This is a genomic window from Bradyrhizobium diazoefficiens, assembly GCF_016616235.1.
GTDB lineage: Bacteria > Pseudomonadota > Alphaproteobacteria > Rhizobiales > Xanthobacteraceae > Bradyrhizobium > Bradyrhizobium diazoefficiens_H.
The window spans coordinates 2,793,242-2,818,604 of sequence record NZ_CP067100.1 but is presented as its reverse complement, the minus strand read 5'-3'; the positions used below and the strand labels follow the sequence as shown (position 1 = coordinate 2,818,604).

The following is a 25,363-nucleotide window of genomic DNA, read 5'->3' as shown; positions in this document are numbered from 1 at the left end:
CCAGCCTACGCTTCAGGGAAGCCGCGCAGCAGGTACGAGCGCACCGCCCCGAGCAGGCCATTCAGGATCAAGCCCAGCAGCGAGATCGTGATCAGCGGCACGAACATATCGACGGCCTGGAAGGTCCGGGCCGCCGTGACGAGCGCATGGCCAAGTCCGTCGGTCGACGTGATCATCTCGGCCAGAAACACCACGATGCAGGAAATCACAAGGCCGATCCGGCAGCCGGTCAGGATCGACGGCATCGCCGCCGGCAGCACCACCTTGAACAGGATTCCGTAGCGCGGCGTTCCCGCCGCCATGGCCGACCAGATCAGCTTCTGCTCGACGGTCGAGGCGCCATAATAGGTGGAGAGCAGGATGGGAAAGAGCGCATCCGCCGCCACCAGCGTAATCTTCGATCCGTGGCCGAAGCCGAGCAGGAGCAGCAGCGCCGGATAGAGCGCAACCTTGGGCAACGGCGCCAATACGCGCACGATCGGCCGAACCACGGCATTGATCGCGGGACTGGCGGCAGCGGCGATGCCGATGCTGACGCCGAGGACGACCGCAATCGCGAAGCCGGAGAACAGCCGGATCAGGGTCGCGGCGATCTCCTGCTGAAACGTCCACGTCACCAGTTGCTGCACCAACCGGCCGAAGACATATCCCGGCGGCGGGAGCAGGACGACTGGCGCAAAGCCGAATGACACCAGTCCCTGCCACAGGGCGATCACCAGCGCGATCGGCGCGAGCCCGAGAATGAAGCTTGTGGGGAAAAGGCGCGCTGTCATGAGAAGCTCAGGGGCATGTCGAACTGAGGTTCGGACCAGCGGACGAGCCGCGCGCGGATCCGCTCGAAGATCGCATCGAGGCAGATGCCCATCGCTCCCACGATGATGATCATCGCAAAGACGGTGTCATATTGTCCCATGTCGAGCGCGTTGAACAGGATGTTGCCGGCGCCGGACTGGCGCGCGATCATTTCGCTCGTGATCATCGTGATCAGCGCCAGCACCAAGCCCGTGCGGCACCCCGTCAGGATTTCCGGTAGCGCCGCCGGCAGCACGATCCGCACCAGGCGTTGCAGGGGCGAGAGCCCCATTGCGGCGCCTGACCACAGCATCTTTTCTTCGACCGCCTTGGCACCCTCAAAGCTGTGATAGATCACGGGCAGGCTGACGCCGAGGAAGATCACCAGCGTCTTTGTGACGTCGCCGACGCCGAGCCACAGCATGATGATCGGCATCAAGGCCGCTTTCGGCACGGGGTAGATCACCATCAGCAGCGGATTGAAGAAAGCGGTGACAGCGCGGCTGCGGCCCATCAACAGCCCGAGCGGAATCGAAAGCAGCACGGCTATGCCGAACCCGATCGCCATCCGGCGGAGCGAGGCCAGGATGTTGATCAACGATTCCCTGTCGCCAAGGATGTCCGGTATCGCACGGATCGCCTCGAGCGCCGTCGGAAAGCTGTCGTTCTTCAGCGCGAGCGAGGCGACCTGCCACACCGCCAGCAACCCGATGCATGCGAGCACCGGGGCAGCGCGTCTGACCAGGGCGGCCGGCGTCATCATGAGCATGACCCGGCCTCGTCGCTCTCGTCGAACATGCGTTCGATGTCGACGACGTATTTCTGGTAGCGCGGATCGAGCAACAGCTCATTGCGGCGGCGCGGCCGCGGCAGATCGATGTCGATCACCTGCCGGATGCGGCCGGGCGATCCCGACATCATCACGACCTTGTCCGACAGGAACACCGCCTCGTCGACCGAGTGAGTGACGAACAGCACCGTCTTGCGGTCGCGTTCCCAGATATTCAGGAGATCGTTCTGCAGGCGCGTCCTTGTGTGAGCATCCAGGGCGCCGAAGGGCTCGTCCATCAGCAGGACCTCGGGATGATAAGCAAGCGTTCGGGCCAGCGCGACGCGCTGCTTCATGCCGCCGGACAACTCCTTAGGGTAAAAATTCTCATAACCCTTGAGGCCGACCATCTCGATCAGGGCCCGGCTCTGTGCTTCTGCCTCGGTGGCGCGCACACCCTGTTGGCGAGGGCCGTACATCACATTGCCGAGCACGGTCTTCCAGGGAAACAGTGCGAACTCCTGGAACACCGGTCCACGATCCGGCCCAGGCCCGGTGATCGCCTGTCCCTTGATCTTCGCCGCGCCGCTGGTCGGGCTGACGAAACCGCCGACGATGTAAAGCAGTGTCGACTTGCCGCAGCCGGATGGGCCGAGGATGGAGACGAAGGCCCTCTCTTCGATCGTCAGCGAGATGTCCGATAGCGCCAGATGGTCCTTGCGCGCCGACGTCTGGAAGACCTGCGAGACGCGGTCGATCTCGATGATTGCAGAAGCCGGCTTTTGTGACGTCACCGGTCCCACCCATTCGCTCGATCTCGGAGCCACGACCGTCATCCCGTCTCCCGCTTCACTCGCGCGCGAACGTCGCGCGGCGGATCTGCTGAATGTGCTCCATCAGCGGCACGAGCTTAGCAAGAAACCTGCCAGACCGGCGGACGTTTTCGCAGGACAGCGGCGCCTCATTCGAACCAGGGCCATTCCGCCGGGCCTTCATGCGTGACAGCCCCGCCTGGCGCCTGCCCGACCAGTCGCGCATATTTTGCCAGCGCGCCTGCGCGATGGCGCGGCGGGCGTTGTTTCCAAGCCTCTCGGCGTAAAGCGAGTTCCTGCTCGTCGACCAACATATCCATGCGCCGATTTGCGGCATCGATCCGAATCCTGTCGCCGTCGCAAACAAGTGCCAGCGGACCGCCCACAAACGCTTCGGGCGAGACATAACCGATGCACATGCCGCGGGTCGCGCCGGAGAACCGGCCATCGGTGATCAGGGCCACCTTCTCGCCCATGCCCTGCCCATAGATCAGCGCCGTGACGCCGAGCATCTCGCGCATGCCCGGGCCGCCAACCGGCCCCTCATTGCGGATCACGAGAACCTCGCCGGCCTTGTAGCTGCGGTCGCGAACCGCGGCAACGCAAGCCTCCTCGTCTTCGAACACGCGTGCCACGCCCTCGAAGAACTGGCTCTTCAAACCAGCGACCTTGATGACCGCACCATCAGGACAGAGGTTCCCCTTCAGCACCGCCAGGCCGCCATCAGGCATGATCGGCGCACGAGACGCGTAGACGACCTCGCCATCGGGAGCGCTGGCGCCGCCATATTCTTCAGCGAGGGTGCGGCCTGTGATGGTGATGCAGCTGCCATCGATATGCCCGCTCTCGATCAGCTCGCGGATCACGACGGCAGCGCCGCCGATATCGTAGACGTCCTTTGCCGTGTATTTTCCGCCGGGGCGGAGGTTTCCGATCAGCGGCGTTCTGGCAAAGACCTCTCCGACGTCATCGATCGTGAACGCAATTCCCGCCTCGTTCGCAATCGCCGGCAGATGCAGGGCGGCATTGGTCGAACCGCCTGTGGCGGCGACGATCGCTGCGCCGTTCTCCAGGGATTTCCGCGTCACGATGTCGCGCGGTAGCGGGCCGCCGCGTTCCAGCATCTCCATGATCAGCCGCCCTGCGCGACGCGAGATTTGCGCGCGCTCGGCATAGACACCCGGCACCATGGACACGTTGGGAATGGTCAGGCCCATCGCTTCCGAGACCATCCCCATCGTGTTCGCAGTGAACTGGCCGGCGCACGCGCCGATGGTCGGCAGGCAGGCGCGCTCGATCCGTTCGAGTGTCGCGCCGTCGATCTCTCCGGTCATGAAGCTGCCTACGGCTTCATAGGAGTCGAGCACCGTCAGAGTTCGTCCGTCTACGCGCCCCGGCAGCGAGCTGCCGCCGTAGATGAAGATGGACGGCACATTGCAGCGGACCATGCCCATCATCACGCCCGGAAGCGTCTTGTCGCATCCACCGTAGCCGATCAGCGCGTCGTAGGCCAGACCATGGACGACGGCCTCGATCGAGTCGGCGATCAGCTCGCGCGAAAACAGGGAGAACTTCATTCCCTCGTGATTCATGCTGATACCGTCGGACACAGAGACGGTCGAGAATTCGCGCGGCGTACCGCCGGCCTCCTCAATTCCCGTCTTGGCCGCCGCCACCTGGAAATCATGAGTCATGTTGCAGGGCGTCTGCTCGCCCTTCATGCTGACGACGCCCACCATCGGCTTTGCGATCGCCGCATCATCGAGCCCCATGGCGCGCATGAACGCGCGGTGCGGCGCCCGGTCGAGGCCGTCTGTCGTGACTCGTGATCGCAGCTTCTTCATGCGTGCATCTTCTTCATGCAACGTCCCGGATCATTCGGGACGCTGCGATCTCCTTGCTTAGCATAATTTCGCGTTCGCCTATTCCAGCGGCGCGACGATCGTCGGGTGCTTGAACTGCGCGGCGTCGAGCTTCGGCAGCATTCCGGTCTCCGCATAGATGTCCAGCATCTTCTGGATCGCCGGGAAGTTCGGAGCAGCACCGGGATCACGGCCGAAATCATTGTCCTTGAGCAGATAGGTCTCCAGCACCGGAATGGGCGCCTTCAAGACTTCATTGACGACCTTCAGGGTCTCCTCCCGGTTCGCCAGCGCCTTCTTCATGCCCGACGTGATGTCGCGGACATAGGCCTTGACCGTCTCGGGGTTCTTGTCGACGAAATCGGCACGGCAGGCTTCCAGGATGTGCACGATGTTCGGCATTGCCTGCGACAACGAGAACAGCTTCCTTGTTCCGCCCTTCGCCTCTGCACGCGCGGCAAACGGCTGGTTCATGTTGACCGCGTCGACGCGACCCTGGCGCAGCGCATCTTCGGACACGGCAAAGCCGACCTCGACCAGCTTGATGTCCTTGGCCGGATCGACGCCATTCTGCCTCAGCAGCAGGTTGAACGGCCCTTGCGTGCCGCCGCCGATCACGGAGATGCCGACCGTCTTGCCCTTGAGGTCCGCGATCGTCTTGATCGGCGAGGCATCCATCACCGCCCAATAGACCGAGAAGCCGCCGGGTTTCTCGAACACGTGCTGGGCCACGATATAGGCCTTGAGATTGCCGCCGACCACGCCGTTGGCAAGCGATAGCGGCGCCTGCGTCGCGCAGTCCAGCGCGCCGGCTGCCAATGCCTGCGTCATCGGCGCAGTGCCCTGGAACTGGGTCCATTCGACGTTGTAGGCCTTGCCGAGGTTGGGAAATTCAACCGGACGGCGCATCATCCAGTATTTGGATTCCTCGGCCGGGATCGTCCAGCCGACGCGGATGGTCTGCTGCGCCCACGACGGGCTTGCGCCAGCGCTCACGGCTGCTGCCGCTCCCAGAGCCAGGATCCACTTCGAAACGCTCCACCTCGAAACGGTCCGCATCGTGCCCACTCCGCTGCTCCGGCGCCGACCGGCGCCATCCAACCCGACTGCCGCAAATGTTTCATGGTTCAAACAATCAAGCAAGCCATGCGGGCTGGACGGTTTCACTGCCCGGCGTGCAATGTATGGTAACGCGGCGTTTGCGCTGCGACAGAAAGAGGCAACCTATGGCTGATGCGAGCATGACGAACCCGCAAGGCGTCGAGAGGCTCGGCTATCTCGGCCTTGGACTGATGGGGGCACCGATGACCCGGCGTCTGCTCGAGGCAGGCTATCAGGTCAGCGTCTGGAATCGCTCAGAGGGCAAGATAGCTCCGCTCGTCGAAGCCGGCGCCAAGCGTGCAGCCACGCCTCGTGACGTGATGGCGAACTCGGACATCGCCTTCATGTGCGTCACGGATGCCGCTGCCGTCGAAGAGGTGATTTTCGGGCCCGAAGGCCTCTGTGCGGCGCCCGGCGCAGGAAAGCTCGTCGTCGATTTCTCGTCGATCCATCCTGACGCCGCGCGCGACCTTGCGACGCGACTGAAGGCCGCGAATGGCGCGGGCTGGATCGACGCGCCCGTGTCCGGCGGCACCAAGGGCGCCGAGGAAGGCACGCTCGCGATCATGGCCGGCGGCGAAGCCGCTGACATCGAGCGGGCGCGACCCTATGTGCTGGCCATGGCCCGCCGGTTCACCCACATGGGCCCGACCGGCGCCGGCCAGACCACAAAGCTCTGCAACCAGGTGATCGTCGGTTGCGCGATGGCCGTGCTTGCGGAAGCAACACGGCTTGCGGTGAATGCCGGCATCGACGCCAACCCGGTTGCCCGAAGCGCTCGCGGGCGGCTTTGCGGATTCCATTCCGCTTCAGCTGTTCGTGCCGCGGATGGTTCAGGGCATTCACTCACCACCACTGGGGCATATCGCAACGATGCTCAAGGACCTCGATACGGTCGCCGACGTCGCGCGGGCGACATCGACGCCGGTGCCGATGGCGTCGCTGGCCGGGCAGCTGTTCAGGCTGGCCAAGGCCGCGCGTGGCGCGGAAGCGGATGCCCTGGAGATTTACAAGCTTTCGGCGGCGGAGCGTTGAGCCGTCGCGCACCTTACAGCGCGCTGCGGCTACTTCTTGCGCTCGTCGTCCGCCAAAAACCGGCCGTACGTGCCCCGCGCAAACAACAGCGGCTCGCTGGCATTGTAGGCATAGGCCTCGACCGCGCCGAGAAAGATCACGTGGTCGCCGCCGTAATAGCGGTTGACAGACCGGCATTGAAAATTGGCAACGCTCTCGGCGAGCACCGGTGCGTTGCCGAGGCCTGGTGTCCAATCGACGCCGGCGAACTTGTCCTCGGAGGATTTTGCGAATTTGTTCGCGAGCTCCTGCTGCGAGGTGCCGAGCACATGGACGGTGAAATGGCTGGCGTTCTGAAATGCGGTCAGGCTCGACGAATAGGTCCCGAGGCTCCAGAGGACCAGAGGGGGATTCAAGGAGACCGACGCGAACGAATTGCAAGTAATGCCATAAGGCTTTCCGTCGGCGGCCGTGGCGGTGATGATCGTCACGCCCGTTCCGTATGTGCCGAGCGCGTTGCGAAAATCGCGGGGGTCGATCGGCGATCTGTCGCTCGCGAACTCGTTGGCTGAATCAAGAACAGCCGGCTGCTTCGGCAGGTCAGTCATCGGCCGGCCTCACAGCGTAAGATTCTCGGACGGCAAGCCAAGGGCCACGCGTCCATAATTTGTTCCGGCCGCATCGAAGTTGAATGCAAGATGCGAGTTGATGGCGTGGGCGTCGCGGAACTGCCGCTGCAACACGCCTGTGGTGAACAAGCCCCGCGCGCCGCTCGCTGCAAACAGCATCGAGACCGCTTCGGTGCAGAGATTGACCGAAAACGCTCCGTCGCGCCGGTATCTGGTCTTCGTCGTCATATCGGGAATACGACCGCGTCTCGCATTCTCCACAGCCTCGATACAGGCTGAACGCATGATCAGGCGCGCAGCATCAATCTTGGCCGAAGCCTCTGCGATCTTGATCTGCGTGCTTTGGAAGTCGCTGAGCTTGGCGCGGTTGTAGGTCGAGATGCGATGACGCGCGACCTCCGCATAATCATCGAGGCACGCTTGTGCATTCCCGAGCGCAACACCGGACAGGACATAGGGAAACAGTGAAAACACGGGCAGCGTATAAGACGGATTCGGATTGACTCCGCTTCCAGGCGTCGGGCCGCCGGCGAGATCGCCGACGGCAATGGTCATGTAGTCGGGCACAAAGGCATCTCTGACCTCGACGTCGGAGGACCCGGTGCCGCGCAGTCCCGCGACATTCCAGGTGTCCAGCACCGTGTAATCGCCTTTCGGCAGGAGAAAGATTCGATACTCGATGCCGTCTGCCTCGTCGTCTGAATAGACAACGCTCGCAAGCATGTTCCACTCGCAGGAGGCAACGCCCGAGGAGAACGGCCAGCTTCCGCGGAGCCGATATCCACCCTCGACCCGCGCGGCGCGGCCGGCCGGAAAAATGAATGAGGACGCAATCAGCGCGTCTGGATCGCGGCCCCAGACCAGATCCTGCGCCTTCTGCTCGAACATGGCGAGCATCCAGTGATGGCTCGCCAGATTGGCGAGATTCCACGCAACTGAGGCGTCTGCCCGTCCGAGCAGCTCAGCGCAGTCGACGAGCGCGACGTAGTCGAGCTCGGCACCGCCAACGCGCTTCGGCTGAAGCATCCGGAACAAACCGGCGTCATGGAGATCCTTTTCGGTTTCCGGCGGAAGATGCCGCAATTCCTCGGTCCGCGCCGCCCGCTCGCGCAGCTGCGGCAGGAGCGCACGGGCCTTCGCAATCATGGCCGCATAGGCGCTGGCTTCCGGCCCCGTTGGCTGGTTCATGCTCGGCTCCTGATCAGGCGCCATTCTTGCCTCTCGCTGTCGCATAGTTATGCGGCGGGAGCATTGCCAAATCAAGCGATTGCGGCGCCGGGCGCGTGAGCCTGATTGCTCTCGGACCGATCAAGCAGGTTCAAGGCAGGGCAGATGGCTTGCCTGATCCAAAAGCTCCCCTTTGTGCCAACTCCGATACCCGCCGTTCGTCGTATCCGAGCGTATCACGCAGGACGTCTTCAGTATGCTCACCCAGCAGGGGTGCAGCCACGGGATCAATGGCTCCGGTCAAGCTCATATTGATTGGAGGTTCGATGTTGGGGACCCATTCCGCCGTAGGGTGTGGAATCCGGCTCAAGCGATTGCGCTCCCGGGCCTCCGGCGCGTTGAAGCCCTCCTCAACGGTGCGGAGATAGCCAACCGGAATGTTGGCCAGCTTCATCTTCGCCATCCAGTTCTCGAGCGTATCGCTCGCAAACACCTCCGCGATCGCTGCACGCAGCAGCTCCTTGTTCTCGGAGCGTGCCTTGCGCGAGGCGAAGCGCGGATCGGTGATCAGATCGGGCCGGTTCAACACCTCGACCACAAGGCGGCGATAGAGCCGGTCGTTGGCGCAGGCCATGTAGAGCGGCCCATCGGCTGCCTCGTAAACGCCAACGGTGGGAGACCCGCTTGGCGAATTGCCGAACCGGCCAGGGTTCTCACCACTGATCAGATAAGCCATGCCGTAGAAACCCGTCATGCCCATCGCGACATCGAACAGGGCGACTTCGACATGCTGCCCGCGGCCGAGCCGATCCCGCGCCAACAGCGCCAGCAGGATCGCGTTGCAGGCGGACATTCCCGTCGCCATGTCCACGATCGGCGGGCCGGTGCGCACCGCCGGGCCGTCGGCAAACCCGTTGAGCGACATGAACCCGCTTTCGGCCTGCGTGATGGGATCGAAGCCGGGCCGCGAGGCGAACGGCCCGGTACGCCCGTAGGCGGAGATCGAGCAATAAACCAGCCGAGGGTTCAGCGGCGCCACGGACTCATAGTCGAGCCCGAATTTCCTCATGACGCCGCTGGAAAAGTTCTCCACCACCACATCGGCCTTGCGGATCAGATCGAGCGCGATCTCGCGCGCCTCCGGCACGGCGAGATCGAGCGCGATGCCGCGCTTGTTGCGGTTCAGGCTGAGATAGGCTGCACTTTCGCCGCCGATTTCGGCGTGCTCGTAGGCCCGCGTATCGTCGCCGCCGTCCGGATTCTCGATCTTGATGACGCGCGCGCCGAAATCGGCGAGCGTCTGCGTGCAGGCCGGCCCCGCCACGACGCGCGTGAAGTCGACGACCAGAAGACCATCGAGCGCGCTCGGCCCTCCCGCCGCCCGCGGCGAACGTTCCGGCAATTGAGGCTTGGTGGGCATCGACAGCACTCCCTTACATCGGCTTATGGTCGCCGAATTATCCTGCAGGGCCAACTTAAAGCCCGGCGCCGCCGACTTCGCAAGTGCTTCACCCACATCGCTTCAATACGCAAAAAGGGCCCGGCAGCCGTCAAGCTGCCGGGCCCTTATCTACGTTGAGGGGGTTACCTTCCGCATCACGGGAAACCCGCTCCTATCAGCGGAGCCATTTGCGCCAATAAAGGCTGTGCGACCAGGCCCAGGGCGCCTCGGGCTCGAAGAGCCGATAGCCCGCCCGGATGAAATTATTGGCAGAGACCGGGTTTTCTGTGGTGTCGGACACGATGCTATCCCACCCTATACGCCGCCCCCGCATTTCGATTGCACGCATCAACCTGCACTGAAGGCCGCGCCCCCAGTGCCGCTGCAACACGCCAACCCTGGAGAAGTAGCCGCCATGGCGAGCGTGCGTCGATGGCACGACGCCGGCAAACGCGACCGGCTCATGACCATGATAGGCCAGCCACCACGCTCCAAGCTCGAACTGCGGCATGGCCGCCGCATCGAAGAACGTCAGTTGATGCAGATCGGCCAGGGTGTCAGCAATGTCGTCATCGGACACATCGACGATACGAATTCTGTACATGAGACCGCCCGCTGGCGAGAAATGACGTGAATGAAAGCGCGGCGATGTCGCCGTAGTGGAGGCTTACTTGCCCAGTACGACCTTGACGCCGAGCCAGACGGCTCCCATCAGACCGGTAGCAATCACTGTGATCACGGCCTTGAATGTGTAGCTCTGCGCCTGCTCCACGCTCTTTCGCCATCTCCGCAGGTGCTGGAAGTCAGCCCTCAGCTCCTTGCGGTCGTCATCTTCGATTCCAAAGGAAGCCAGCACCGACGCAACCGCCTTCAACACGATCGCATCGACGCTCTCCTGCTGCATCCTGTGCTGCTCGGCCAGCGTTTCGGCGACGATCGCTCGAATCTCTTGGTCCTGAACCTTCACCGCTTGATGATCCTTGCAACATTCTCGAACCCGCGCTTGGCGAAATAGAAGGACACCACGAGGTTGGCCGTGGTAGCGGCGAATCCCGCCAATGCGTCCGTGGTGCCGAGGCCGAGAACCTTATCCCAGACAAGGAGCTTCGAGAAATAGATCGTCACGCAGTAACCGATCAACTTGTCCGGCTCGTACCAATAGCCGAGCTCCGCGATTCGATACTGCATCACGGCCTTGGTTTCGGCCGTCTGCGACGCGATCTCGCTCACGGCGAGATCCGCCGCAATCTTGCTGTCGACATTCTCGGCTTTCAGCTTCGCGCTGTAGGCATCGATCAGCGCCTTGACGACGGGGCCGCCGAGAAACGAAATGATCGTCATCCACATTGGTCTTTTCTCCTGAGCGTTCGCAGGCGCGCGATGATGGTGACGATGGAGATCACCAGCAGGATGCGTCCCGTCGTCTTGACGTCGCCGATGGCGGAGCTGATCTGATCCTTGACGCCGGGATCGCCGAGCGCATCGGCGAGGTCATCGATGGTCGAAGCCAGCGCACCGGCGAGCGCGATGCAATAGCTCCAGGCGATGGTCATGGAGTGCAGGCAGGCCGCCTTGATCTTTGCGAGCATCACGATTTGGCCCGCAAAGCTGCGAGCTTGACCTCGAGCGATTTGATCAGGGCCTCGGTCCCGGTTACGAACCGGATGACCGGATCCTTGCAAAACCAGCAGCCAGCAAATCCAGCAGCGAAGAGAATGATGTCGAAGATCGTCCACATGTTCATTTCCTTCCAAGAATTGCTCTGACCAGGTTGACCACGAACGCGCCGATCGAGCCTTTCGACGGGTTCGTCAGCGAAGGCCGCTTGGAATCGCCGGCCCCCGGGCTCTTTGCGATCTTTGCTCCCGCAAAGCTGATCTCGGGATCGAGCTCCATCAGCGCGACGATGAGCGCCGCGCATCCCAGCTGCGGATCGACCTTGCCTGGGTCGTAGACGCCGTCACGGACGTACTTGCCGGCGCGATATTGATTGGTGCCCGACCAGAGATAAGGCGACGGCACGCCGCGAGCCGCATCTCGGTCAGGGTGCGCGCGCTGGACGTCTTCTTTCGCGCAGGGACGCGGAGCGGCTCACTCACGAGCGTAATTTCCATTTCCTCGCTCATGCAAACGTCTCCCACAGCACGATGGCAACGAGGCCCGCGAGCGCGAGCGATATCAGGTAGGCGGTCATCGTCTCCCTCCACGAAAGAAAATGCGCGGCAGATCGCGCAATGAGGCGCGATCGTTTCGGGCGCGAACCCTATCTCCGGTCCCGGAGACCGCAGCGGCGCGGGCGAACAGCGCCCGGCGCCGCGAGGCCGGCACGTTCGCGCGTGCGCGGCCAGCAATGGTTCGGACGGCGGCACGCCGAGCGGCGCTCCATGAACGCGTATCAAGCGAGTGCGTGGCCGTGATGCGTGGGCCACCGTCCGATTGCGGAATCGAAACGAAAAAACCCGCGGCGGATGTCTCCGCGCGGGTCTGAACAAACTCGTTTCGATGATGCCATTATGCCGGTGTTTTGCCCGACGTGTCAAACCCTATTTCGATTTTGGCGAAGTCAGCTTTCGCGAAGCGGACATGAAAAAGCCCGCCGCGGACTGTCCGCGCGGGCTGAACCAAACTCTTTTCGATGATGCCAGTATGCCAGTGTTTTGCCCGACGTGTCAAACCCTATTTCGATTTCGGCGAAGTCAGCTTTGCGAAGCGGACATGAAAAAGCCCGCCGCGGATTGTCCGCGCGGGCTGAACCAAACTCTTTTCGATGATGCCAGTATGCCAGTGTTTTGCCCGACGTGTCAAACCGCATTTCGATTTCGGCGAAATCGGCTTTGCGAAGCGGACATGAAAAAGCCCGCCGCGGATTGTCCGCGCGGGCTGAACCAAACTCTTTCGACGATGCCAGTATGCCAGTGTTTTGCCCGACGTGTCAAACGAACGAATTGCCAGGGCCCGCGTTAGCCGATCAGGAGGACCGCCGATGATGGTCGACAGCTCGCGCAGGACAACCTCGCCGAAGACATCCTCACCGAAGACATCCTCACCGAAGACATCCTCACCGAAGACATCGCGAGATCTGCCGGGACCGAAGCCGCGCATCGAAAAGGAGCGCGACACACAAGAGGCGATCGTCGAGGACGCCGGCGAGAGCGAGGACAGGGGCCGCGATCTCGTTCACGGCGATGGCGGCACCATCGATGCTCCCGCCAAGCCCGGCGATGTGTCGAAGGACGACTAGTGGCCGCAACGCGGCGAGCGCTGACGCATAAGCCCCTCCTCCCAGGTTGATATGTGATGCGCAAGGGGCTTGCTTCAAGTCCCCGCTCCTGCCGTAGAACCCCCGGCCCAAGGAACATCCAAAGCAACAAGTCGAGGGGGTCACGACATGCCTGTACTGCTTCCGACGTCCCGGCCGCGCGGCCGAGCCAACGCAAATCGCGCGGCCGCAGGCGACCACGCGGTGATCATCGCCGGCGGCGGCCCGACCGGGCTGATGCTGGCCCCCGAGCTCGCGCTCGCGAATATCGATGTCGCCGTGGTCGAGCGGCGCGCGAACCAGGACCTCGTCGAGCCGCGCGCCGGCGGACTGCATGCCCGCACCATCGAAATCCTCGATCAGCGCGGTGTGGCCGATCGCTTCCTGCGCGAAGGACACATCACCCAGCTCGCCGGCTTTGCCTGGACCCGGCTCGACATCAGCGATCTCCCCACAAGGCACAATTACGGGCTCGCGCTATCGCAAAGCCACATCGAGCGCATTCTCGCCGAATGGGTCGAGGAGCTGGCGGTGCCGATCTATCGCAACGCGGACATCACTGGCTTCGTCCAGGACGAGACCGGCGTCGACGTTGCGCTCTCCGGCGGCAAGACGTTGCGCACGAACTATCTGGTCGGCTGCGACGGCGGCCGCAGCCTGGTGCGCAAAGCGGCCGGGATTGGCTTCACCGGCTCCGGCCCGACGCTCAGCAACCTCATGGCCGAGGTCGAGATGCGCGGCGAGCCGGCATGGGGCCTGCGTCACGACGCGCTCGGCTTTCACGGCCTCAGCAAATCCGAGAGCGGACGCGTGCGGGTGCTCGTGACGGAGCCAGATCTCGCGCGCAGCGGCGAACCCGGCTTGCGCGATCTCAGCGATGCGCTCATCGCCGTCTACGGCACGGACTTTGGGGTCCACAGCCCATCCTTCATCTCCCGCTTCACCGATGCGACGCGGCAGGCCGTGTCCTATCGCAAAGGACGCGTGCTGCTCGCCGGCGATGCCGCGCATGTCCATCACTCCGTGGGCGGCCACGGCCTCAACACCGGCGTGCAGGACGCCGTCAATCTCGGCTGGAAGCTGGCGCAGGTCGTTAAGGGCATCTCGCCCGCCGGCCTGCTCGACACGTACCACGCCGAGCGCCATCCCGTTGCCGCGCGCGTGCTGCGCAACACCATGGCGCAAATCGCCCTGCTCCGCCGCGCCGACGACGGCCTCAACGCCGCGCGCGAGATCGTCTCCGAGCTGCTCGCGATGGACGCGCCGCGACGACGCTTTGGCGCGATGATGAGCGGGCTCGACATCCGCTACGATCTCGGCGAAGGCCACGCGCTGGTCGGCCGTCGCATGCCCGATCTCGATCTGGTGGTCGATGGCCGCCCCACGCGATTGTTCACGCTGCTGCACGGCGCGCGAGGCGTCCTGATCAATTTTGGCGCGCCGCAGAGCCTCGGCGTCGCACCCTGGGCGGATCGCATCAAACGCGTCGATGCCAGTTACGACGGTTCGTGGGAGCTCCCGGCCGTTGGACGTGTCACAGCTCCGAAAACCGTGCTGGTGCGGCCCGACGGGCATGTGGCATGGGTAGGCGATGAGAGCCAACACAGACTTGCGGAGGCGCTCACGACCTGGTTCGGAGCAGCTGCTGCGTAGCGCACGTTCAACTCATGCGCGGTAGAAGACGATCAAGCCCGCAGCATCCCGCGGCTTGATCCAAAACTCGTCGCGATGATGCCGCCCTCCATTGCGCGACCCCCGAACGAACTCGTGCTGCGCGCGCAAGGCTTCAAAGCCTTCACTCCGGCCGAAGAAACGGTCTTATCCAGCGAGAGAACCACTCTTCGGCCTCGTTGCGCGCGTTGCCCGGATCATCCGCTCCGAAAATCGGCGGTGGAATGAGGTAGCTCGGCTCGTTCGCGAGCTCGCCGATCGGCCCGCCCGTCTGCGGTGGCCGACTGTCGGCGGTCGGCACGGTCCAGTTGCCAAACCGATCGGACGGCAGATATGGGACCGGCGCACTCCCGGACGTAAACACACTTGCCGCGTTCGATGCGTTCACGCGGGTGAGACGTCGAACCTCTTCGGGCTCGACAGCGTTGGCAGGATGAGTGGGCGGTGCTGCCGGCGCGTTCGACGCCGCGGTAGGCTTGGCGCCAACTGGCATGTCAGTCCAGTTCCCGAAGCGATCAGAAAAGGAACCACCGGACCCAGCGTCTTGACCAAGCGGCGCGCGCTGGCTCGGCGGCAATTCCGGCATCGGCGACATAGAAGCACTATTGCTCGTCGTGTTGCCTGCCATACTCTCGTTGATGAACGCGTTGTACGCGGGCGCGCCCGTCGAGAATACTCTTCCACTATCAGTTGCGATGTCCCTCGCGGCTCCGGAACTTGGCTCCTGCGCATTGGCAACCCGAGAGGTTACTGCAACGCCCGCTAGGATCGCGGCCAACCACGCCGGAATGAACGGGGCTGCGATACCGAGTGCAGCCGCGCCCGCCAACCAAGGAAGAATATCGTGCGCCAGAGACGAACCGTTGCCAGAGTCATCACGCATTAGCGGATTTTCGTAGAATGGCAGTGGCGCACCAGTCATCGGGTCAAATCTAAGAACCAATGGATCTGACGGCGCAGCGGTGGTCGGAGGCAGTTGGCCGAACTGTTGTTCATTCGGACCAAGCGCAGGAAAAGGTGGCACCACACCTGTGAAGCGCGGATCACTCTGCGTAAACCCTTCTTTTTCGTCGTGATCGGAGCGAGCGGGTGGCGAGAAGCCTCGCAGGCGAGTGTCGACAAGGGAGGGAATGAGTCCCTGAAGACCAGGAACAGGGCCGACAACGGTAGACTGCAGCGAGATTGGGGAGCCTTTCGGGAAGCGCTTTAAGATTTCGATCCTCTCTGCCATGCTGAGATCACTTGTCGGGGACAGAATCGGAAAATCCAAGGCCGCATTCCGCTGACCGGCATTGTAAAACTGATCGACCGTTTCCTGCATCTGCCGGATTTGCTCTGCATTGTCCGCGGCATATTTCCTCCAGTTTGAAAACCATCTGTCGTTCGTATCATTTGCCTGATCCGCGGTCATTCCCTTTGGCGTATTGGGAAACAGATGGCCGTTCGCTAGCGCGTACTTCGCAGCGGCTACAAGCGCGTTTACGTCGGAAGCGACCTCGTCCAGTGCACGTGCATCGCCTGCGCCAGCCGCATCGAAGCTCGGAGACGCTTTGAGCTCCTTCAGATGCTCGCAAAATCCCTTGTAGTACGTTTCGAGGTGTCCCCCAGTATGCGGACTCGAATTGAGCTCCGTGGCCAGCCGCTGCCTAGACGGCAACGTTATTAGATTTCGAATCGCATCAAGACTGAACCTTTCTCCCAAGAGACGGATGACCGGATGGGTTGCAAATTTCTGCGGCAAAATGTGATGTTCTTGGAACATGCAACTGCTACTTTCTGGCGCAGGCCGGCATCCGAGCTGCTGGTGATCGCAGCCGGCCGGTCTGATTTGAAATGCCTGACGGATGGCCGACAGCAAAAGCCGGCCTCTTTGCGTGCGCGCTAGATATCCATGCGGACGCTGCACCGGCACACAGCGCCTAAGAGGTTGTCGCCCTTAGGTCGGCGTAGCTACGGCAGCGCTCCGCATCACTGAAATTGAATCGGGACATCCGCCTGTCTGGCGGGAATCGTGCAAATGTCTTTGTCAAGAGAGCGATTTTGCGCCGGCTCGCGAACAGACAAAGCCAGATCTTTCACGATCTCAACGTGAAGAAACTAGGGACGAAGGCTCTTATAATTGCCGTAAGGATCTCCGAAGCTCAGGCCTCTAAGACCGGCAGCCTTACAAGCATCCTTCAAGGACTGGTCGCAAATAATCCTCGTCTCCAGAAAGCGTGGCCGGAAAATATGAGCCGAACCGATGGCCTCTTCTCTAAAGACAAAGCTGGAAATCGCCACGTTACTGTATCGCCTGAAATCTGTCCCATCATCCAGGATTTCAACGTTCGACTTTTCCTCGTCTATGACATCTAGCTGGCGCACGATATCGCAAAGCCAATAAACAGGCGCACCTCCACTCAGCGACCGCGTTTCGCACTTCAGGAACGCCACACCGTCTCTATCCACGGCCTCCAGAACGCTCTTCATCCGATCGGACACGAGCCAAAAGTCGTCAAATAGCTCCCAATCGACCGGCGGCCGCCCCAGAGATTTGTCGATCAGCAGCCGTGGCGTTTCGCAGAGTGGAGGAAAGCTTCGCTTGCCCCGTGGTGACATCAGCACGCGCCCGGCGCCAAGGGTGGCCATATTCTCCATTTCCAAACCAGGGGGCGTGTGAATTCTGAAATCCAGGCCGACACTGTAGAGTTTCCGCGCCTTTGGCTTTCTCCTTGAATTACGAGACATAGCCATACAATTATTGCTCCCGCCGAAGATACCCTCGGTTCATCGCGTGATAGCGGCGCTTTCGCGCTTCAGGCGTTTCGTAGCTGCCGTTTCTTTGCCCATGACCGCGCTCGATCGAACATTATGCCCGCAAGGGCGCGACGTAGAACGACTATCAACAGCCAACAAAAAAGCCCGCGGCATTGCCGCGGGCTCGATCCGAATTCATTTCGATGATGCCACTATGCCAGTGTTTTGCCCGACGTGTCAAATGATGAATTGTAAACGGGCTGCACACAAGTCTTTCGCGCATCGTCACACACGCCCTATTAGGCCGAGCTGTCGTTACAGAAAAGCACGGGCAAGCCGCCGAACTGATCGGAGTTCTTGTAACGCACGGAAAAGCGCTCGCGTGCGTCGCCGCCAAACGTATCGCCGTCCTTGACCACGGGTCCGTGCTCAACGAGATAGACGGCAAGTCCGTCCACCTTCGACATCAATGTTGCAAGCGGCAGCTTGTGGGTCTCGAACTGAATTTCACGTTCGGCAAATGCCGACAGCCCCATCGTCACTGCGCCGATGCCCGTCTCTGATCTGAATGGCAGGATATCGACCCACAGCGAGACGGGATAGTCGGGGAACGGCGCAAACGACCGGCTGGACATCTCGAGCCAGAGATCGGTGGGCCGCGCGACTTTGCCGTTCCAGACCACGCCGCAGCATTGCGGCATGGTCGCGATCAACGCCCCGATGACGGCAGTCGTCAGACGAGCGGTGGGTAGCGGCTGCTGGTTGTGGCCAAGCACCGAAACGATCAGATGTCCCCGGTGCCGCGCCGCAACCGCCTTGGCTTGCGGCCATATCGTGGAAGCGCGCGACCACAGTCCGGAATCTTCCGGAATCGGCGCCGGCATCGACATCACCGCAACGAGTTCGTTGCCACAGCGAATGAGCGGCGAATCCTGACGGGCGGCGTCCTCGCCGCGACCGTCTACTTCCATCGGGAGTTCAGGATGTCGCGCTCGGATCGCCTCGGCGAGCGCGGTCATGTCGGGGGTCGCAGGGGTCTCCAGCAATACCAGCGCAAGAAATGACTTACTCATTGACTGCCCCGTCGAGACACGGCCGCTAATTTGCGGCTCGCGCACAGGTTGAACTCTTTGCTATATAGAACAAACCAAGAACATTGTCAATGCATACCTCGCGCCTTCGTCTTCCGATATGCTGCAAGGCCATCCGGTAAGCCCGTGAATGTAAGCGGCCGACGCGAGGCCTTTGGCAGTGACCGGGCAAGCGCCTTCGCCCAGTTTCTGCACCTCGAGCATTCGGCCGGAGCCCGCACCCTTGCATGTCTCGGCGGCGCCGCCGCCGGTTTGATCAGCCAAGCAACGACGAACCGAGCAAGGCGAGCACGGCCAGCGCCATCAGCGCGGTGCCGAGCCAGCCCAGCGCCACCAGCCACGGGCGGGCCCTGAAGCGGCGCATGATCGCCTCGCTCGAGACGATCAGCATCATCATCGCCATGATCGGGACCGCGACGATGCCGTTGAGCACCGCGCTCCACACCAGCATGTGGATGGCGTCGATCCCGGTGAAGCCGAGGCCGAAGCCGATGATGGTCGCGGCCGCGATGATGGTGTAGAAGCCGGCCGCCTTCTCCGGCTTCGCCTCCAGCGTGGCGCGCCAGCCAAAGACCTCCGCAACACCGTAAGCCGCCGAGCCTGCCAGGACGGGAATAGCCAGCAGCCCCGTGCCGATGATGCCGAGCGCGAACAGCGCGAAGGTGAACTCGCCGGCGAGCGGCCGCAGCGCTTCGGCCGCTTCCGTCGCCGAGTTGATCCGGGTGACGCCGTTGGCGTTCAGCACCGACGCCGTCGTCAGGATGATGAAGAACGCGATGCAATTGGACAGCAGCATGCCGATGATGGTATCGGCCCGGATGCGCATGATCTCGGGATTGCCGCCGCTCGAAAGGTCGCGCAGCGGCTTGTCATGCTTGCCCTGGTTCATCTCCTCGACCTCCTGCGAGGCCTGCCAGAAGAACAGATACGGGCTGATGGTGGTGCCGAGCACGGCGACGACCATCAGGAAATAGTCGGCGCTGAGATTCGCCTTCGGCCACACCGTGGCGAGCAGCGCGGTGCTCCAAGGGATATTCACGGTGAAGGCGGTCGCGACATAGGCGAACAGCGTCAACGTCAGGAACTTCAGCACTGGCGAATAGCGGCGATAGGGCACGAACACCTGGAGCAGGGTCGAGCCGGCCGCGAAGATCAGCGCGTGCTCGTGATTGAGCCCGCCGATCACCAGCGACAGCGCCTCCGCCATCGCGGCGATGTCGGCGGCGATGTTGAAGGTGTTGGCGATGACGAGCAGCGAGACCAGTCCCAGCACGATCCAGCGCGGCGCGAGCTGCATGACGTTGGCGGCCAGCCCCTTGCCGGTGACCCGGCCGATCCGCGCGCTGACCAGCTGGATCGCGATCATGAACGGCAGGGTCAGGAAGACGGTCCAGAGCAGCCCGTAGCCGAATTGCGCGCCGGCCTGCGAATAGGTCGCAATGCCCGATGGATCGTCGTCGGCCGCACCGGTGATCAGGCCCGGGCCGAGCCGCTTCAGCAGCATCGGCCCCGACTTCGGTGGCGCGACGCTGCCGTCGTGCTTGGCGGGACGTTGTTTCGATCGGCTCGACAGGACTGACCTCCCGGAACTGGCGAATCCGTGTTCCAAGTGCGATCCTAGCCGCAAAGTTCCCGCACGCGCCGTGCTCTGTGTCGCCAGCAGCAGCTTGCGAGCGCTATGAGAGTAACGAGAAGTGAGCGGTCGAAACGCTCGCGTCTACTTGACGCTGACGAACATGCCCCAGGCGGCGGCCAGCGCCGCGCCGGAAAAGACGATCAGCGGGTTGTCGCAGAACGCGCTGCCATAGCTGCACATGTTCGCGCCGAACTGGCCGAGCTCGTGATGGCTCGCTGAGTAGAACAGTCCCGACAGCACCAGCAATGCAGCGGAGACGTAATACATCGGCAATCTCTCCAGCGCGCCCAAGGTCCAGGCGACCTCATGTCCGCCCGACATGTCTCAGCATGACGCGAACGGATTTCGTTTGGCCGAATCCGCTTTGCTGTATTTGAGTTAAAGTTTGACACGTCGGGCAAGATACCGGCAATCGAGCCTTTGCATCCCGCGCAGGTCTCAGCAAACGCCCGTGGTTTGTTTCATGACGTTCGCCAGGTCCTCGAACGAGAACGGCTTGCGGATCATCGGCAAGCCTCCGCGACGCGGCTCGCGGCCCGACAGCTGGAGCACTTTCAAGTTCGGACGGACGCGTGTTGCGAGCTCAGCCAGTTCATGTCCGTCCATGCCCGGCATGTTGATGTCGGTAATGAGGATCGAGATGCGTTCGTTCTGCCCGAGTTGAGCGAGAGCTTCCTCGCCGCTTCGTGCGCTCACCACGTCACAGCCGAGATCCTCCAGCATGTTCACGAGCATTTCGAGAACGCTGCTGTCGTCGTCAACAACCAGGACGGTGTGGGTCATCGCGAGGTCATCCCTCCTTGCGAATACGAACGCGCACCGTCTGGGCTGGTTCCGCTACGCCCATTTCAGGCGGACCCTCGCGCGGCCGGTGCCTCGCGAGGCAGGTTCAACCCGCGCGGCGCAATCCGCGCGGGTTTGCTTTCGGGGTATTCTGGATGTGAAGTGAGAATGGTGGGGATGCATTTCGGGCACCATGCAAAAGCGAGATGGCCGCGGGATGTTGCGCACCATTTCTTTCGGCTACTTCCCCTTCATCTTGGGATCGTTGATCGTCGCTCCGGGATTTGCCGAACGCGGGCTGCTCGATGCGCCCTGACCGGTGGCTGCCGCTGGAGAATTGCCGCCGCCGCCGCTGCCGCTGCCGGCCGATCCCGAACCTGCGCCGCCGGCTCCAGCCGACCCACCCGATCCGGCGCCCGCGCCGGCCCCGGCTCCGCCCGCGCCTCCACCTGCACCGCCTGCACCGCCTGCACCTCCACCCGCGCCGCCGCCCTGTGCCGAGGCGGCTGCGATCGATCCGAACACAAGCGCCGCGGCAAGAGCAATTCTGGTCATTTTCATGGTCATGTCCTCCTATTGAAGTTTGCTTGCAACCGGCCGCTGTAGGCTTCGTTCCTATGAGCGTGCCGAAGCAAACGCGGCGAGGTGCCACATGGGCAACGACACTCCGCTCAGGCAGCGCCGCCCCCTCGAAGCGGCTGGCGTTGAACGGACCCTGGCCGGCGAAACGCGCCTGAAACAGTCCTGAAACCTGATTGTCCTGAACGCCTTTCGAGCTCGCCCCGACCAACGGAGCGCAAAGGAGACAATCATGATCCAGGTCGGCTCGAAGGAAGAAGTCGCGTTTCTGCTGATGCTGTTCGGCACGCATGCTCAGGCAGTCAAGCGTCCGAAGCCGAAATCGCAGCAAGGGTGAGCGCGCATGCCCGGTTTGGCCGAATGCCAGAACCTCTTGCGCCTGTTGATCGCGAGGGGGGACCCGAAGGCCATCCCGCTCGCCAAAGGCGCCATCGACCAATATCTGAACACGGCGCCGCTCAGCGGGCGCGGCCTGCGCGTGCTCCAGCGCGATGCGCTCGACCAGCACAGTGCCGCGGTCGGCGTGCAGCGCTCATTCGCCGAAACGGTGGATGCGTATATCGAGCGCAAGCTCGCCGAGGAATGAGGCGAGCGCGGCACCTAACGCCGCGCAGGGGGCGCGGCGCTGCCCCGCTCGTCGGCACCGTCCGGAACCCAACGGATTCCCGGACAAATTTGCGCCGCGTTCGAAACCTTTGGCCGCCTCGAGCCTAACAAGGCAAAGGACCGCGGCGATGCCCAGATATTATTTTGACCTTCGCGACGAGACCGGAATAGCGCTCGACGAGGAAGGACTGGAACTGTCCGGTCCGCGCGCCGTCCAGGCCGAGGCTGCCAAGTCAGTTGCCGACATGGCGCGCGACGCCATCCTCTCCGCCTCGCCCGCGGGTGACAGGCAGACCATGGCGATCGACGTGCGCGACACCAGCGGCCCGGTGATGCAGGTAACGTTCTCGTTCGAGCTCGAGAATCTCAAGATGCGATCGCGCTCACGCGATCATTGACGTGTATGCAATGTCCGCGGCGACTGCTCGGGCTCCAGCACGGCGATCTTGCGGCCGAGCTGCCAGACCTCGACCTTGCCATGCCGGGTGAACTGCTGCGCGAAGGTCAGCGCGGACGTATCCGACGAGGCCTCGAACGCTTCGGCGGAGCGGAAGACGCCGTTCTCGCCGACGAGATAGGCACGGTATTGCTGGCTCATGTCGGCGCCCTCAGGCCGGGCGAATGCAGCCAGGCGTCGATCTGCATGGCCGCCTCGTTCTGCCGCGCCCGGCGCAGCAGCATCTCGCGTTGGCGCCCGGGCGTCAGAGCGTGCGCTTCCTCGCGGAGGCGGGCGGCTTCGTCGGCGAGCCGCTCCGTGAGTGTCCTCGTCTGTTTGACACGGCGGCGCTTCAGCATGGCGCTGCTCCCTTGTTGGAGTGGGCGGGAGCGCAACTGGCGTTCTCATCACCGATCGATGCCTCGGGCCTTGCGGTGACAGGTCAAGCCTATGCCTTGTGCTGGCGGCGAATCTCATCATTTGTTAGATTGAGAAGATTAATTTTGGCTGCGAAAGTTGAGCCGGTTGAGTAGTTTACTCAGTTGACGCAGCGCTTCCAATGTTTGCGTTCGAACAAGCGCGCCCAGAGATTGAGTGCGCCCAGAGATTGAGTAATGTGAGCCGAGATCGCGAATGGTTCATCTGGTCATTCCGGGCCGGCCGCAAGAGCTGACGGGAATTACGGCGTGACCGGATTGACGGTCGGGGATGTCTTCGGCCCGGGCCGTTCCGGCTCGACCGGCGATTTCGTTTCGGTGGGAAGCACCTTGGCGCCAACGGCGCGCGCGGCCTCGCCGGTCGTTGCATACATGGCAACATGAGCCGGCTGCGTCCTGGCGCGGTTCCACGGTCCGTGATCGACGATCAACATTGCAGCAATCGTCAAGCCGGCCACGATCAGCGCAATCACGCCGGGATGGCGAAGCGCCGAGGACATGGAGTTCGCGAAACGATCCGCTGTCATCGAAAGACCCCACTGTTTCCTCTCCCGGGTTAATTCAACTTGGTCCCGCAAGTTCCGGCAAGCGCTCGAGCAAGTTCCAGCCGGTGTGCGGAACTTGATGTTCCCATGGGTTATTTCTTCACATCCGGGCGCGCATCACCCACGAACTTGTCCCGGTTCGGCATTCTGATGGCCGCCAGCGATTTGGCGTCGAGGGTCGCATCCGCTCCCACCAGCCCGTTCAGGTTCAAGATATAGGCCGACACTGCGTAAACGTCGTCGTCGCTCAGCGATTGCGGCGCATTCTGCGGCATCGCGCGGCGGATGTAGTCGAACAGTGTCGGCGCATAAGGCCAGTAGCTGCCAACGGTTCGGACTGGCTTTGCCGTTCCGATCGTGCCCTGTCCGCCGGCGAGCCGGTCACCCACGCCGCCCTCGCCTTTGTCGCCGTGACACGAGGCGCATTGTTGAGCGTACACCTCACGCCCATGCCCGACCGAGCCGCTTCCCTTCGGCAGATTGCTGCCGTCGTGTCCGACATCGATATTCCAGCCTGCGATCTCGGCGGCCGTTGCCGGGCGGCCGATACCATAAGAGCCTTGTGCTCGCGCTCCGTTCGCACAGATGCCGGCAAGGATCGCGAAGACGACACCGCAAGTCTTACGCCAGTGCATTCGTCACCTCGCCGTCGTGAGCAATGCGCCAGGGCCAGATCGCATTGTTGTGGTAGAAATAATTCTCGCCGCGCACTGCGAGCAGCTCGGCTAGCGTCGGCTGCACATAGCCGGTCTCGTCGATCGCACGGCTCTGGATCACGGTAGGCTTGCCGTCCCAGTGCCATGGCAGACGGAAACGCGTCAGGGCACGCGTCAGCACCGGCTCCTGCAAGCGGGCTTCCTGCCAGCTCTTGCCGTCATCGACAGACACGTCCACGCGCACGATCTTGCCGTGCCCGCTCCAGGCGATGCCGGTGATCTCGTGGAAGCCGGCCGCGCTCAGGCGCTGGCCGCCCGACGGCCGCGTGATGATCGATTTTGCCTCCATGTAGAAGGAGAACTCGCGCGCGGTACCGTCCGGCAAGAGATCGGTGTATTTCGAAGTCTCCTCGCGCGAATAGACGGGCTCCGCGGCTACATGCAGGCGCCGCAGCCACTTCACGCTCATGTTGCCCTCGAAGCCCGGCAGCAACAGCCGCAGCGGATAGCCCTGTTGCGGGCGCAGCCGCTCGCCGTTCTGGCTGTAGACCAGCATGGCATCCTCCAGGCACTTCTCGATCGGGATGCTGCGCGTTAGCGCTGCGGCGTCGGCGCCCTCGGCGACCACCCACTTGGCCTCCGGCTTCAGCCCGGCCTCCTGCAGCACCAGCTTCAAGCTCACGCCGGTCCACTCGGCGCAGCTCACGAGACCCACAAGGTCCGACGCCGTCTTGCCATAGGGCTTGCTGTAGCCGGGATTGCCGGAGCATTCGAGGAAGTGGATGCGCGACTGCGATGGGAATCGCCTGAGATCGTCCATCGTGAAGATCAGCGGACGATCCACCAATCCATGCAGCATCAGCCGGTGCTGCGCCGGATCGATGGTGGGAACACCGCCATGATGCCGCTCGTAGAACAGCCCGTTCGGCGTGATGATGCCGTCGAGCTCCTGCAAGGGGGTTCGGCCGGACGCAGAGATGTACTGCTTGAGGGTCTTCGAGATGTTCTTGACGACTCCCTTCTCGAACGGCGAAGGCGCGCCGTAAGGCTGGCTTCCCATGGGTTCGCCCGGCGCCTTCATCCATTCGGGAATGTTGGGCGGAAGATTATCCGTCTCCGCGGCAGCAGAAGCGCCCGCGGCGAGAACGGCACCTCCAATGGCTGCCGAACCGGCGGCGAGAAGGCGGCGGCGCGTAGTCGTCACGGGATTGTCGTCGGGATGCGTGCTCATTGCGGGCCCTCGGCTGGCGCTGAGCCCGCATCAAACAGCCCGAGCGCGGCATTTGCAAATCGCAGCTGTTTCAAAGCCAGGCGATTTCGATAGGGACTGCTCTAAATCCA

Annotated in this window: 31 protein-coding genes and 1 pseudogene; 6 read left to right on the top strand and 26 right to left on the bottom strand. The window is 62.7% G+C overall.

Translation table 11 applies throughout. The features are described from left to right. Positions 1-5 precede the first annotated feature (5 nt). From JJB99_RS13355 to JJB99_RS13335, 5 genes are all read right to left on the bottom strand, one after another. On the bottom strand, positions 6-773 hold the full coding sequence (locus tag JJB99_RS13355; RefSeq protein ID WP_200499182.1) for an ABC transporter permease: 768 nt from the start codon (positions 771-773) through the stop codon (positions 6-8). After that, positions 770-1,555 (bottom strand): ABC transporter permease, encoded by a 786-nt coding sequence (locus JJB99_RS13350; protein ID WP_200500148.1) that lies wholly within the window; start codon positions 1,553-1,555, stop codon positions 770-772. The genes JJB99_RS13355 and JJB99_RS13350 overlap by 4 nt, the downstream gene beginning before the upstream one ends. After that, on the bottom strand, positions 1,552-2,397 hold the full coding sequence (locus tag JJB99_RS13345; RefSeq protein WP_200499181.1) for an ABC transporter ATP-binding protein: 846 nt from the start codon (positions 2,395-2,397) through the stop codon (positions 1,552-1,554). The genes JJB99_RS13350 and JJB99_RS13345 overlap by 4 nt, the downstream gene beginning before the upstream one ends. 125 nt (positions 2,398-2,522) lie before the next feature. Beyond that, positions 2,523-4,217 carry a dihydroxy-acid dehydratase gene (gene ilvD, locus JJB99_RS13340; protein WP_200499180.1) on the bottom strand — a complete coding sequence of 565 codons (1,695 nt, stop codon included), beginning with the start codon at positions 4,215-4,217 and terminating at the stop codon, positions 2,523-2,525. 78 nt (positions 4,218-4,295) lie between these two features. Continuing rightward, a complete protein-coding gene (locus tag JJB99_RS13335) occupies positions 4,296-5,294 on the bottom strand; it encodes an ABC transporter substrate-binding protein (RefSeq protein ID WP_200499179.1) in 999 nt (332 codons plus the stop codon). A 56-nt stretch (positions 5,295-5,350) separates the two neighbouring features. Here JJB99_RS13335 and JJB99_RS36775 point away from each other — a divergent pair. Beyond that, a pseudogene (locus tag JJB99_RS36775) lies at positions 5,351-6,052 on the top strand (NAD(P)-dependent oxidoreductase); the annotation flags it as partial. A 25-nt stretch (positions 6,053-6,077) separates the two neighbouring features. After that, positions 6,078-6,371 carry an NAD-binding protein gene (locus JJB99_RS36235; RefSeq protein WP_246775234.1) on the top strand — a complete coding sequence of 98 codons (294 nt, stop codon included), beginning with the start codon at positions 6,078-6,080 and terminating at the stop codon, positions 6,369-6,371. Positions 6,372-6,400: 29 nt separating this feature from the next. Here JJB99_RS36235 and JJB99_RS13325 read toward each other — a convergent pair whose 3' ends face one another. The 9 genes from JJB99_RS13325 to JJB99_RS13285 form a co-directional block, all read right to left on the bottom strand. Further along, positions 6,401-6,958, bottom strand: a complete 558-nt coding sequence (locus JJB99_RS13325; RefSeq protein WP_200499178.1) for a flavin reductase family protein — start codon at positions 6,956-6,958, stop codon at positions 6,401-6,403. A 9-nt stretch (positions 6,959-6,967) separates the two neighbouring features. Next, positions 6,968-8,167, bottom strand: coding sequence for an acyl-CoA dehydrogenase family protein (locus JJB99_RS13320; protein WP_246775233.1), 1,200 nt, complete (start codon positions 8,165-8,167; stop codon positions 6,968-6,970). Between the two features lie 130 nt (positions 8,168-8,297). After that, a complete protein-coding gene (locus tag JJB99_RS13315; protein ID WP_200499176.1) occupies positions 8,298-9,566 on the bottom strand; it encodes a CaiB/BaiF CoA transferase family protein in 1,269 nt (422 codons plus the stop codon). A 196-nt stretch (positions 9,567-9,762) separates the two neighbouring features. Further along, positions 9,763-10,191 carry a GNAT family N-acetyltransferase gene (locus JJB99_RS13310; RefSeq protein WP_200499175.1) on the bottom strand — a complete coding sequence of 143 codons (429 nt, stop codon included), beginning with the start codon at positions 10,189-10,191 and terminating at the stop codon, positions 9,763-9,765. Between the two features lie 63 nt (positions 10,192-10,254). Further along, complete coding sequence (locus tag JJB99_RS13305; RefSeq protein ID WP_200499174.1) at positions 10,255-10,554, bottom strand: hypothetical protein; 300 nt, start codon at positions 10,552-10,554, stop codon at positions 10,255-10,257. Beyond that, positions 10,551-10,934: a hypothetical protein gene (locus JJB99_RS13300; protein WP_200499173.1), complete on the bottom strand. Its 384-nt coding sequence runs from the start codon at positions 10,932-10,934 to the stop codon at positions 10,551-10,553. The genes JJB99_RS13305 and JJB99_RS13300 overlap by 4 nt, the downstream gene beginning before the upstream one ends. Beyond that, complete coding sequence (locus JJB99_RS13295; RefSeq protein WP_200500147.1) at positions 10,925-11,176, bottom strand: hypothetical protein; 252 nt, start codon at positions 11,174-11,176, stop codon at positions 10,925-10,927. The genes JJB99_RS13300 and JJB99_RS13295 overlap by 10 nt, the downstream gene beginning before the upstream one ends. Further along, the gene (locus JJB99_RS13290) at positions 11,176-11,325 is read right to left on the bottom strand and encodes a hypothetical protein (RefSeq protein ID WP_200499172.1); all 150 of its coding nucleotides are present in this window, start codon (positions 11,323-11,325) and stop codon (positions 11,176-11,178) included. Before JJB99_RS13290 ends, JJB99_RS13295 begins: the two co-directional genes overlap by 1 nt. A gap of 2 nt (positions 11,326-11,327) precedes the next feature. Continuing rightward, entirely contained in the window at positions 11,328-11,609 is a 282-nt protein-coding gene (locus tag JJB99_RS13285) for a hypothetical protein (RefSeq protein ID WP_246775232.1), read from the bottom strand. Positions 11,610-12,570: 961 nt separating this feature from the next. On the opposite strand from JJB99_RS13285, the gene JJB99_RS13280 reads away from it, so the two are divergent. Both JJB99_RS13280 and JJB99_RS13275 read left to right on the top strand, forming a co-directional pair. Beyond that, the gene (locus JJB99_RS13280; RefSeq protein ID WP_200500474.1) at positions 12,571-12,828 is read left to right on the top strand and encodes a hypothetical protein; all 258 of its coding nucleotides are present in this window, start codon (positions 12,571-12,573) and stop codon (positions 12,826-12,828) included. A gap of 147 nt (positions 12,829-12,975) precedes the next feature. Beyond that, positions 12,976-14,499 carry an FAD-dependent monooxygenase gene (locus tag JJB99_RS13275; protein WP_200499171.1) on the top strand — a complete coding sequence of 508 codons (1,524 nt, stop codon included), beginning with the start codon at positions 12,976-12,978 and terminating at the stop codon, positions 14,497-14,499. 142 nt (positions 14,500-14,641) lie between these two features. Here the strand turns inward: JJB99_RS13275 and JJB99_RS13270 are convergent, their stop codons facing one another. The 7 genes from JJB99_RS13270 to JJB99_RS13240 form a co-directional block, all read right to left on the bottom strand. Then, on the bottom strand, positions 14,642-16,375 hold the full coding sequence (locus JJB99_RS13270; RefSeq protein ID WP_200499170.1) for an AHH domain-containing protein: 1,734 nt from the start codon (positions 16,373-16,375) through the stop codon (positions 14,642-14,644). Positions 16,376-16,614: 239 nt separating this feature from the next. Then, positions 16,615-17,145: an imm11 family protein gene (locus JJB99_RS13265; protein ID WP_246775231.1), complete on the bottom strand. Its 531-nt coding sequence runs from the start codon at positions 17,143-17,145 to the stop codon at positions 16,615-16,617. Between the two features lie 407 nt (positions 17,146-17,552). Beyond that, a complete protein-coding gene (locus tag JJB99_RS13260) occupies positions 17,553-18,272 on the bottom strand; it encodes a DUF4261 domain-containing protein (RefSeq protein ID WP_246775230.1) in 720 nt (239 codons plus the stop codon). 328 nt (positions 18,273-18,600) lie between these two features. Continuing rightward, positions 18,601-19,848 (bottom strand): NRAMP family divalent metal transporter, encoded by a 1,248-nt coding sequence (locus JJB99_RS13255; protein WP_200500145.1) that lies wholly within the window; start codon positions 19,846-19,848, stop codon positions 18,601-18,603. A 213-nt stretch (positions 19,849-20,061) separates the two neighbouring features. Next, positions 20,062-20,247: a hypothetical protein gene (locus JJB99_RS13250; RefSeq protein ID WP_200500144.1), complete on the bottom strand. Its 186-nt coding sequence runs from the start codon at positions 20,245-20,247 to the stop codon at positions 20,062-20,064. Between the two features lie 171 nt (positions 20,248-20,418). Next, positions 20,419-20,763 carry a response regulator gene (locus JJB99_RS13245; protein WP_200499168.1) on the bottom strand — a complete coding sequence of 115 codons (345 nt, stop codon included), beginning with the start codon at positions 20,761-20,763 and terminating at the stop codon, positions 20,419-20,421. A 240-nt stretch (positions 20,764-21,003) separates the two neighbouring features. Next, on the bottom strand, positions 21,004-21,324 hold the full coding sequence (locus JJB99_RS13240) for a hypothetical protein (RefSeq protein WP_200499167.1): 321 nt from the start codon (positions 21,322-21,324) through the stop codon (positions 21,004-21,006). Between the two features lie 361 nt (positions 21,325-21,685). Between JJB99_RS13240 and JJB99_RS13235 the strand changes: the two genes are divergently transcribed. Both JJB99_RS13235 and JJB99_RS13230 read left to right on the top strand, forming a co-directional pair. Then, entirely contained in the window at positions 21,686-21,928 is a 243-nt protein-coding gene (locus tag JJB99_RS13235; protein ID WP_200499166.1) for a hypothetical protein, read from the top strand. Positions 21,929-22,076: 148 nt separating this feature from the next. After that, entirely contained in the window at positions 22,077-22,346 is a 270-nt protein-coding gene (locus JJB99_RS13230; RefSeq protein WP_200499165.1) for a DUF6894 family protein, read from the top strand. Here JJB99_RS13230 and JJB99_RS13225 read toward each other — a convergent pair. From JJB99_RS13225 to soxC, 5 genes are all read right to left on the bottom strand, one after another. Continuing rightward, on the bottom strand, positions 22,340-22,546 hold the full coding sequence (locus tag JJB99_RS13225) for a hypothetical protein (protein WP_200499164.1): 207 nt from the start codon (positions 22,544-22,546) through the stop codon (positions 22,340-22,342). The genes JJB99_RS13230 and JJB99_RS13225 overlap by 7 nt on opposite strands. Continuing rightward, the gene (locus JJB99_RS13220; protein ID WP_200499163.1) at positions 22,543-22,743 is read right to left on the bottom strand and encodes a hypothetical protein; all 201 of its coding nucleotides are present in this window, start codon (positions 22,741-22,743) and stop codon (positions 22,543-22,545) included. The genes JJB99_RS13225 and JJB99_RS13220 overlap by 4 nt, the downstream gene beginning before the upstream one ends. A 320-nt stretch (positions 22,744-23,063) precedes the next feature. Then, positions 23,064-23,348 carry a hypothetical protein gene (locus tag JJB99_RS13215; RefSeq protein WP_200499162.1) on the bottom strand — a complete coding sequence of 95 codons (285 nt, stop codon included), beginning with the start codon at positions 23,346-23,348 and terminating at the stop codon, positions 23,064-23,066. 110 nt (positions 23,349-23,458) lie between these two features. Beyond that, a complete protein-coding gene (locus tag JJB99_RS13210) occupies positions 23,459-24,001 on the bottom strand; it encodes a c-type cytochrome (protein WP_200499161.1) in 543 nt (180 codons plus the stop codon). Then, entirely contained in the window at positions 23,988-25,253 is a 1,266-nt protein-coding gene (gene soxC / locus JJB99_RS13205) for a sulfite dehydrogenase (protein WP_200499160.1), read from the bottom strand. Before soxC ends, JJB99_RS13210 begins: the two co-directional genes overlap by 14 nt. Positions 25,254-25,363: the final 110 nt, after the last annotated feature.

Coding starts and splice junctions, on each gene's coding strand:
- JJB99_RS13315 (WP_200499176.1), bottom strand. CDS start 9,566: ATGCCCACCAAGCCTCAATTGCCGGAACGTTCGCCGCGGGCGGCGGGA.
- JJB99_RS13255 (WP_200500145.1), bottom strand. CDS start 19,848: ATGCTGCTGAAGCGGCTCGGCCCGGGCCTGATCACCGGTGCGGCCGAC.
- JJB99_RS13265 (WP_246775231.1), bottom strand. CDS start 17,145: ATGGCCACCCTTGGCGCCGGGCGCGTGCTGATGTCACCACGGGGCAAG.
- JJB99_RS13300 (WP_200499173.1), bottom strand. CDS start 10,934: ATGTGGATGACGATCATTTCGTTTCTCGGCGGCCCCGTCGTCAAGGCG.
- JJB99_RS13345 (WP_200499181.1), bottom strand. CDS start 2,397: ATGACGGTCGTGGCTCCGAGATCGAGCGAATGGGTGGGACCGGTGACG.
- JJB99_RS13355 (WP_200499182.1), bottom strand. CDS start 773: ATGACAGCGCGCCTTTTCCCCACAAGCTTCATTCTCGGGCTCGCGCCG.
- JJB99_RS13260 (WP_246775230.1), bottom strand. CDS start 18,272: ATGACCGCGCTCGCCGAGGCGATCCGAGCGCGACATCCTGAACTCCCG.
- JJB99_RS13325 (WP_200499178.1), bottom strand. CDS start 6,958: ATGACTGACCTGCCGAAGCAGCCGGCTGTTCTTGATTCAGCCAACGAG.
- JJB99_RS13335 (WP_200499179.1), bottom strand. CDS start 5,294: ATGCGGACCGTTTCGAGGTGGAGCGTTTCGAAGTGGATCCTGGCTCTG.
- JJB99_RS13350 (WP_200500148.1), bottom strand. CDS start 1,555: ATGATGACGCCGGCCGCCCTGGTCAGACGCGCTGCCCCGGTGCTCGCA.
- JJB99_RS13310 (WP_200499175.1), bottom strand. CDS start 10,191: ATGTACAGAATTCGTATCGTCGATGTGTCCGATGACGACATTGCTGAC.
- JJB99_RS13295 (WP_200500147.1), bottom strand. CDS start 11,176: ATGCTCGCAAAGATCAAGGCGGCCTGCCTGCACTCCATGACCATCGCC.
- soxC (WP_200499160.1), bottom strand. CDS start 25,253: ATGAGCACGCATCCCGACGACAATCCCGTGACGACTACGCGCCGCCGC.
- JJB99_RS13280 (WP_200500474.1), top strand. CDS start 12,571: ATGATGGTCGACAGCTCGCGCAGGACAACCTCGCCGAAGACATCCTCA.
- JJB99_RS13230 (WP_200499165.1), top strand. CDS start 22,077: ATGCCCAGATATTATTTTGACCTTCGCGACGAGACCGGAATAGCGCTC.
- JJB99_RS13245 (WP_200499168.1), bottom strand. CDS start 20,763: ATGACCCACACCGTCCTGGTTGTTGACGACGACAGCAGCGTTCTCGAA.
- JJB99_RS13250 (WP_200500144.1), bottom strand. CDS start 20,247: ATGTATTACGTCTCCGCTGCATTGCTGGTGCTGTCGGGACTGTTCTAC.
- JJB99_RS13275 (WP_200499171.1), top strand. CDS start 12,976: ATGCCTGTACTGCTTCCGACGTCCCGGCCGCGCGGCCGAGCCAACGCA.
- JJB99_RS13290 (WP_200499172.1), bottom strand. CDS start 11,325: ATGTGGACGATCTTCGACATCATTCTCTTCGCTGCTGGATTTGCTGGC.
- JJB99_RS13225 (WP_200499164.1), bottom strand. CDS start 22,546: ATGAGCCAGCAATACCGTGCCTATCTCGTCGGCGAGAACGGCGTCTTC.
- JJB99_RS13210 (WP_200499161.1), bottom strand. CDS start 24,001: ATGCACTGGCGTAAGACTTGCGGTGTCGTCTTCGCGATCCTTGCCGGC.
- JJB99_RS13320 (WP_246775233.1), bottom strand. CDS start 8,167: ATGAACCAGCCAACGGGGCCGGAAGCCAGCGCCTATGCGGCCATGATT.
- JJB99_RS13240 (WP_200499167.1), bottom strand. CDS start 21,324: ATGAAAATGACCAGAATTGCTCTTGCCGCGGCGCTTGTGTTCGGATCG.
- JJB99_RS36235 (WP_246775234.1), top strand. CDS start 6,078: ATGCCGGCATCGACGCCAACCCGGTTGCCCGAAGCGCTCGCGGGCGGC.
- JJB99_RS13215 (WP_200499162.1), bottom strand. CDS start 23,348: ATGACAGCGGATCGTTTCGCGAACTCCATGTCCTCGGCGCTTCGCCAT.
- ilvD (WP_200499180.1), bottom strand. CDS start 4,217: ATGAAGAAGCTGCGATCACGAGTCACGACAGACGGCCTCGACCGGGCG.
- JJB99_RS13235 (WP_200499166.1), top strand. CDS start 21,686: ATGCCCGGTTTGGCCGAATGCCAGAACCTCTTGCGCCTGTTGATCGCG.
- JJB99_RS13220 (WP_200499163.1), bottom strand. CDS start 22,743: ATGCTGAAGCGCCGCCGTGTCAAACAGACGAGGACACTCACGGAGCGG.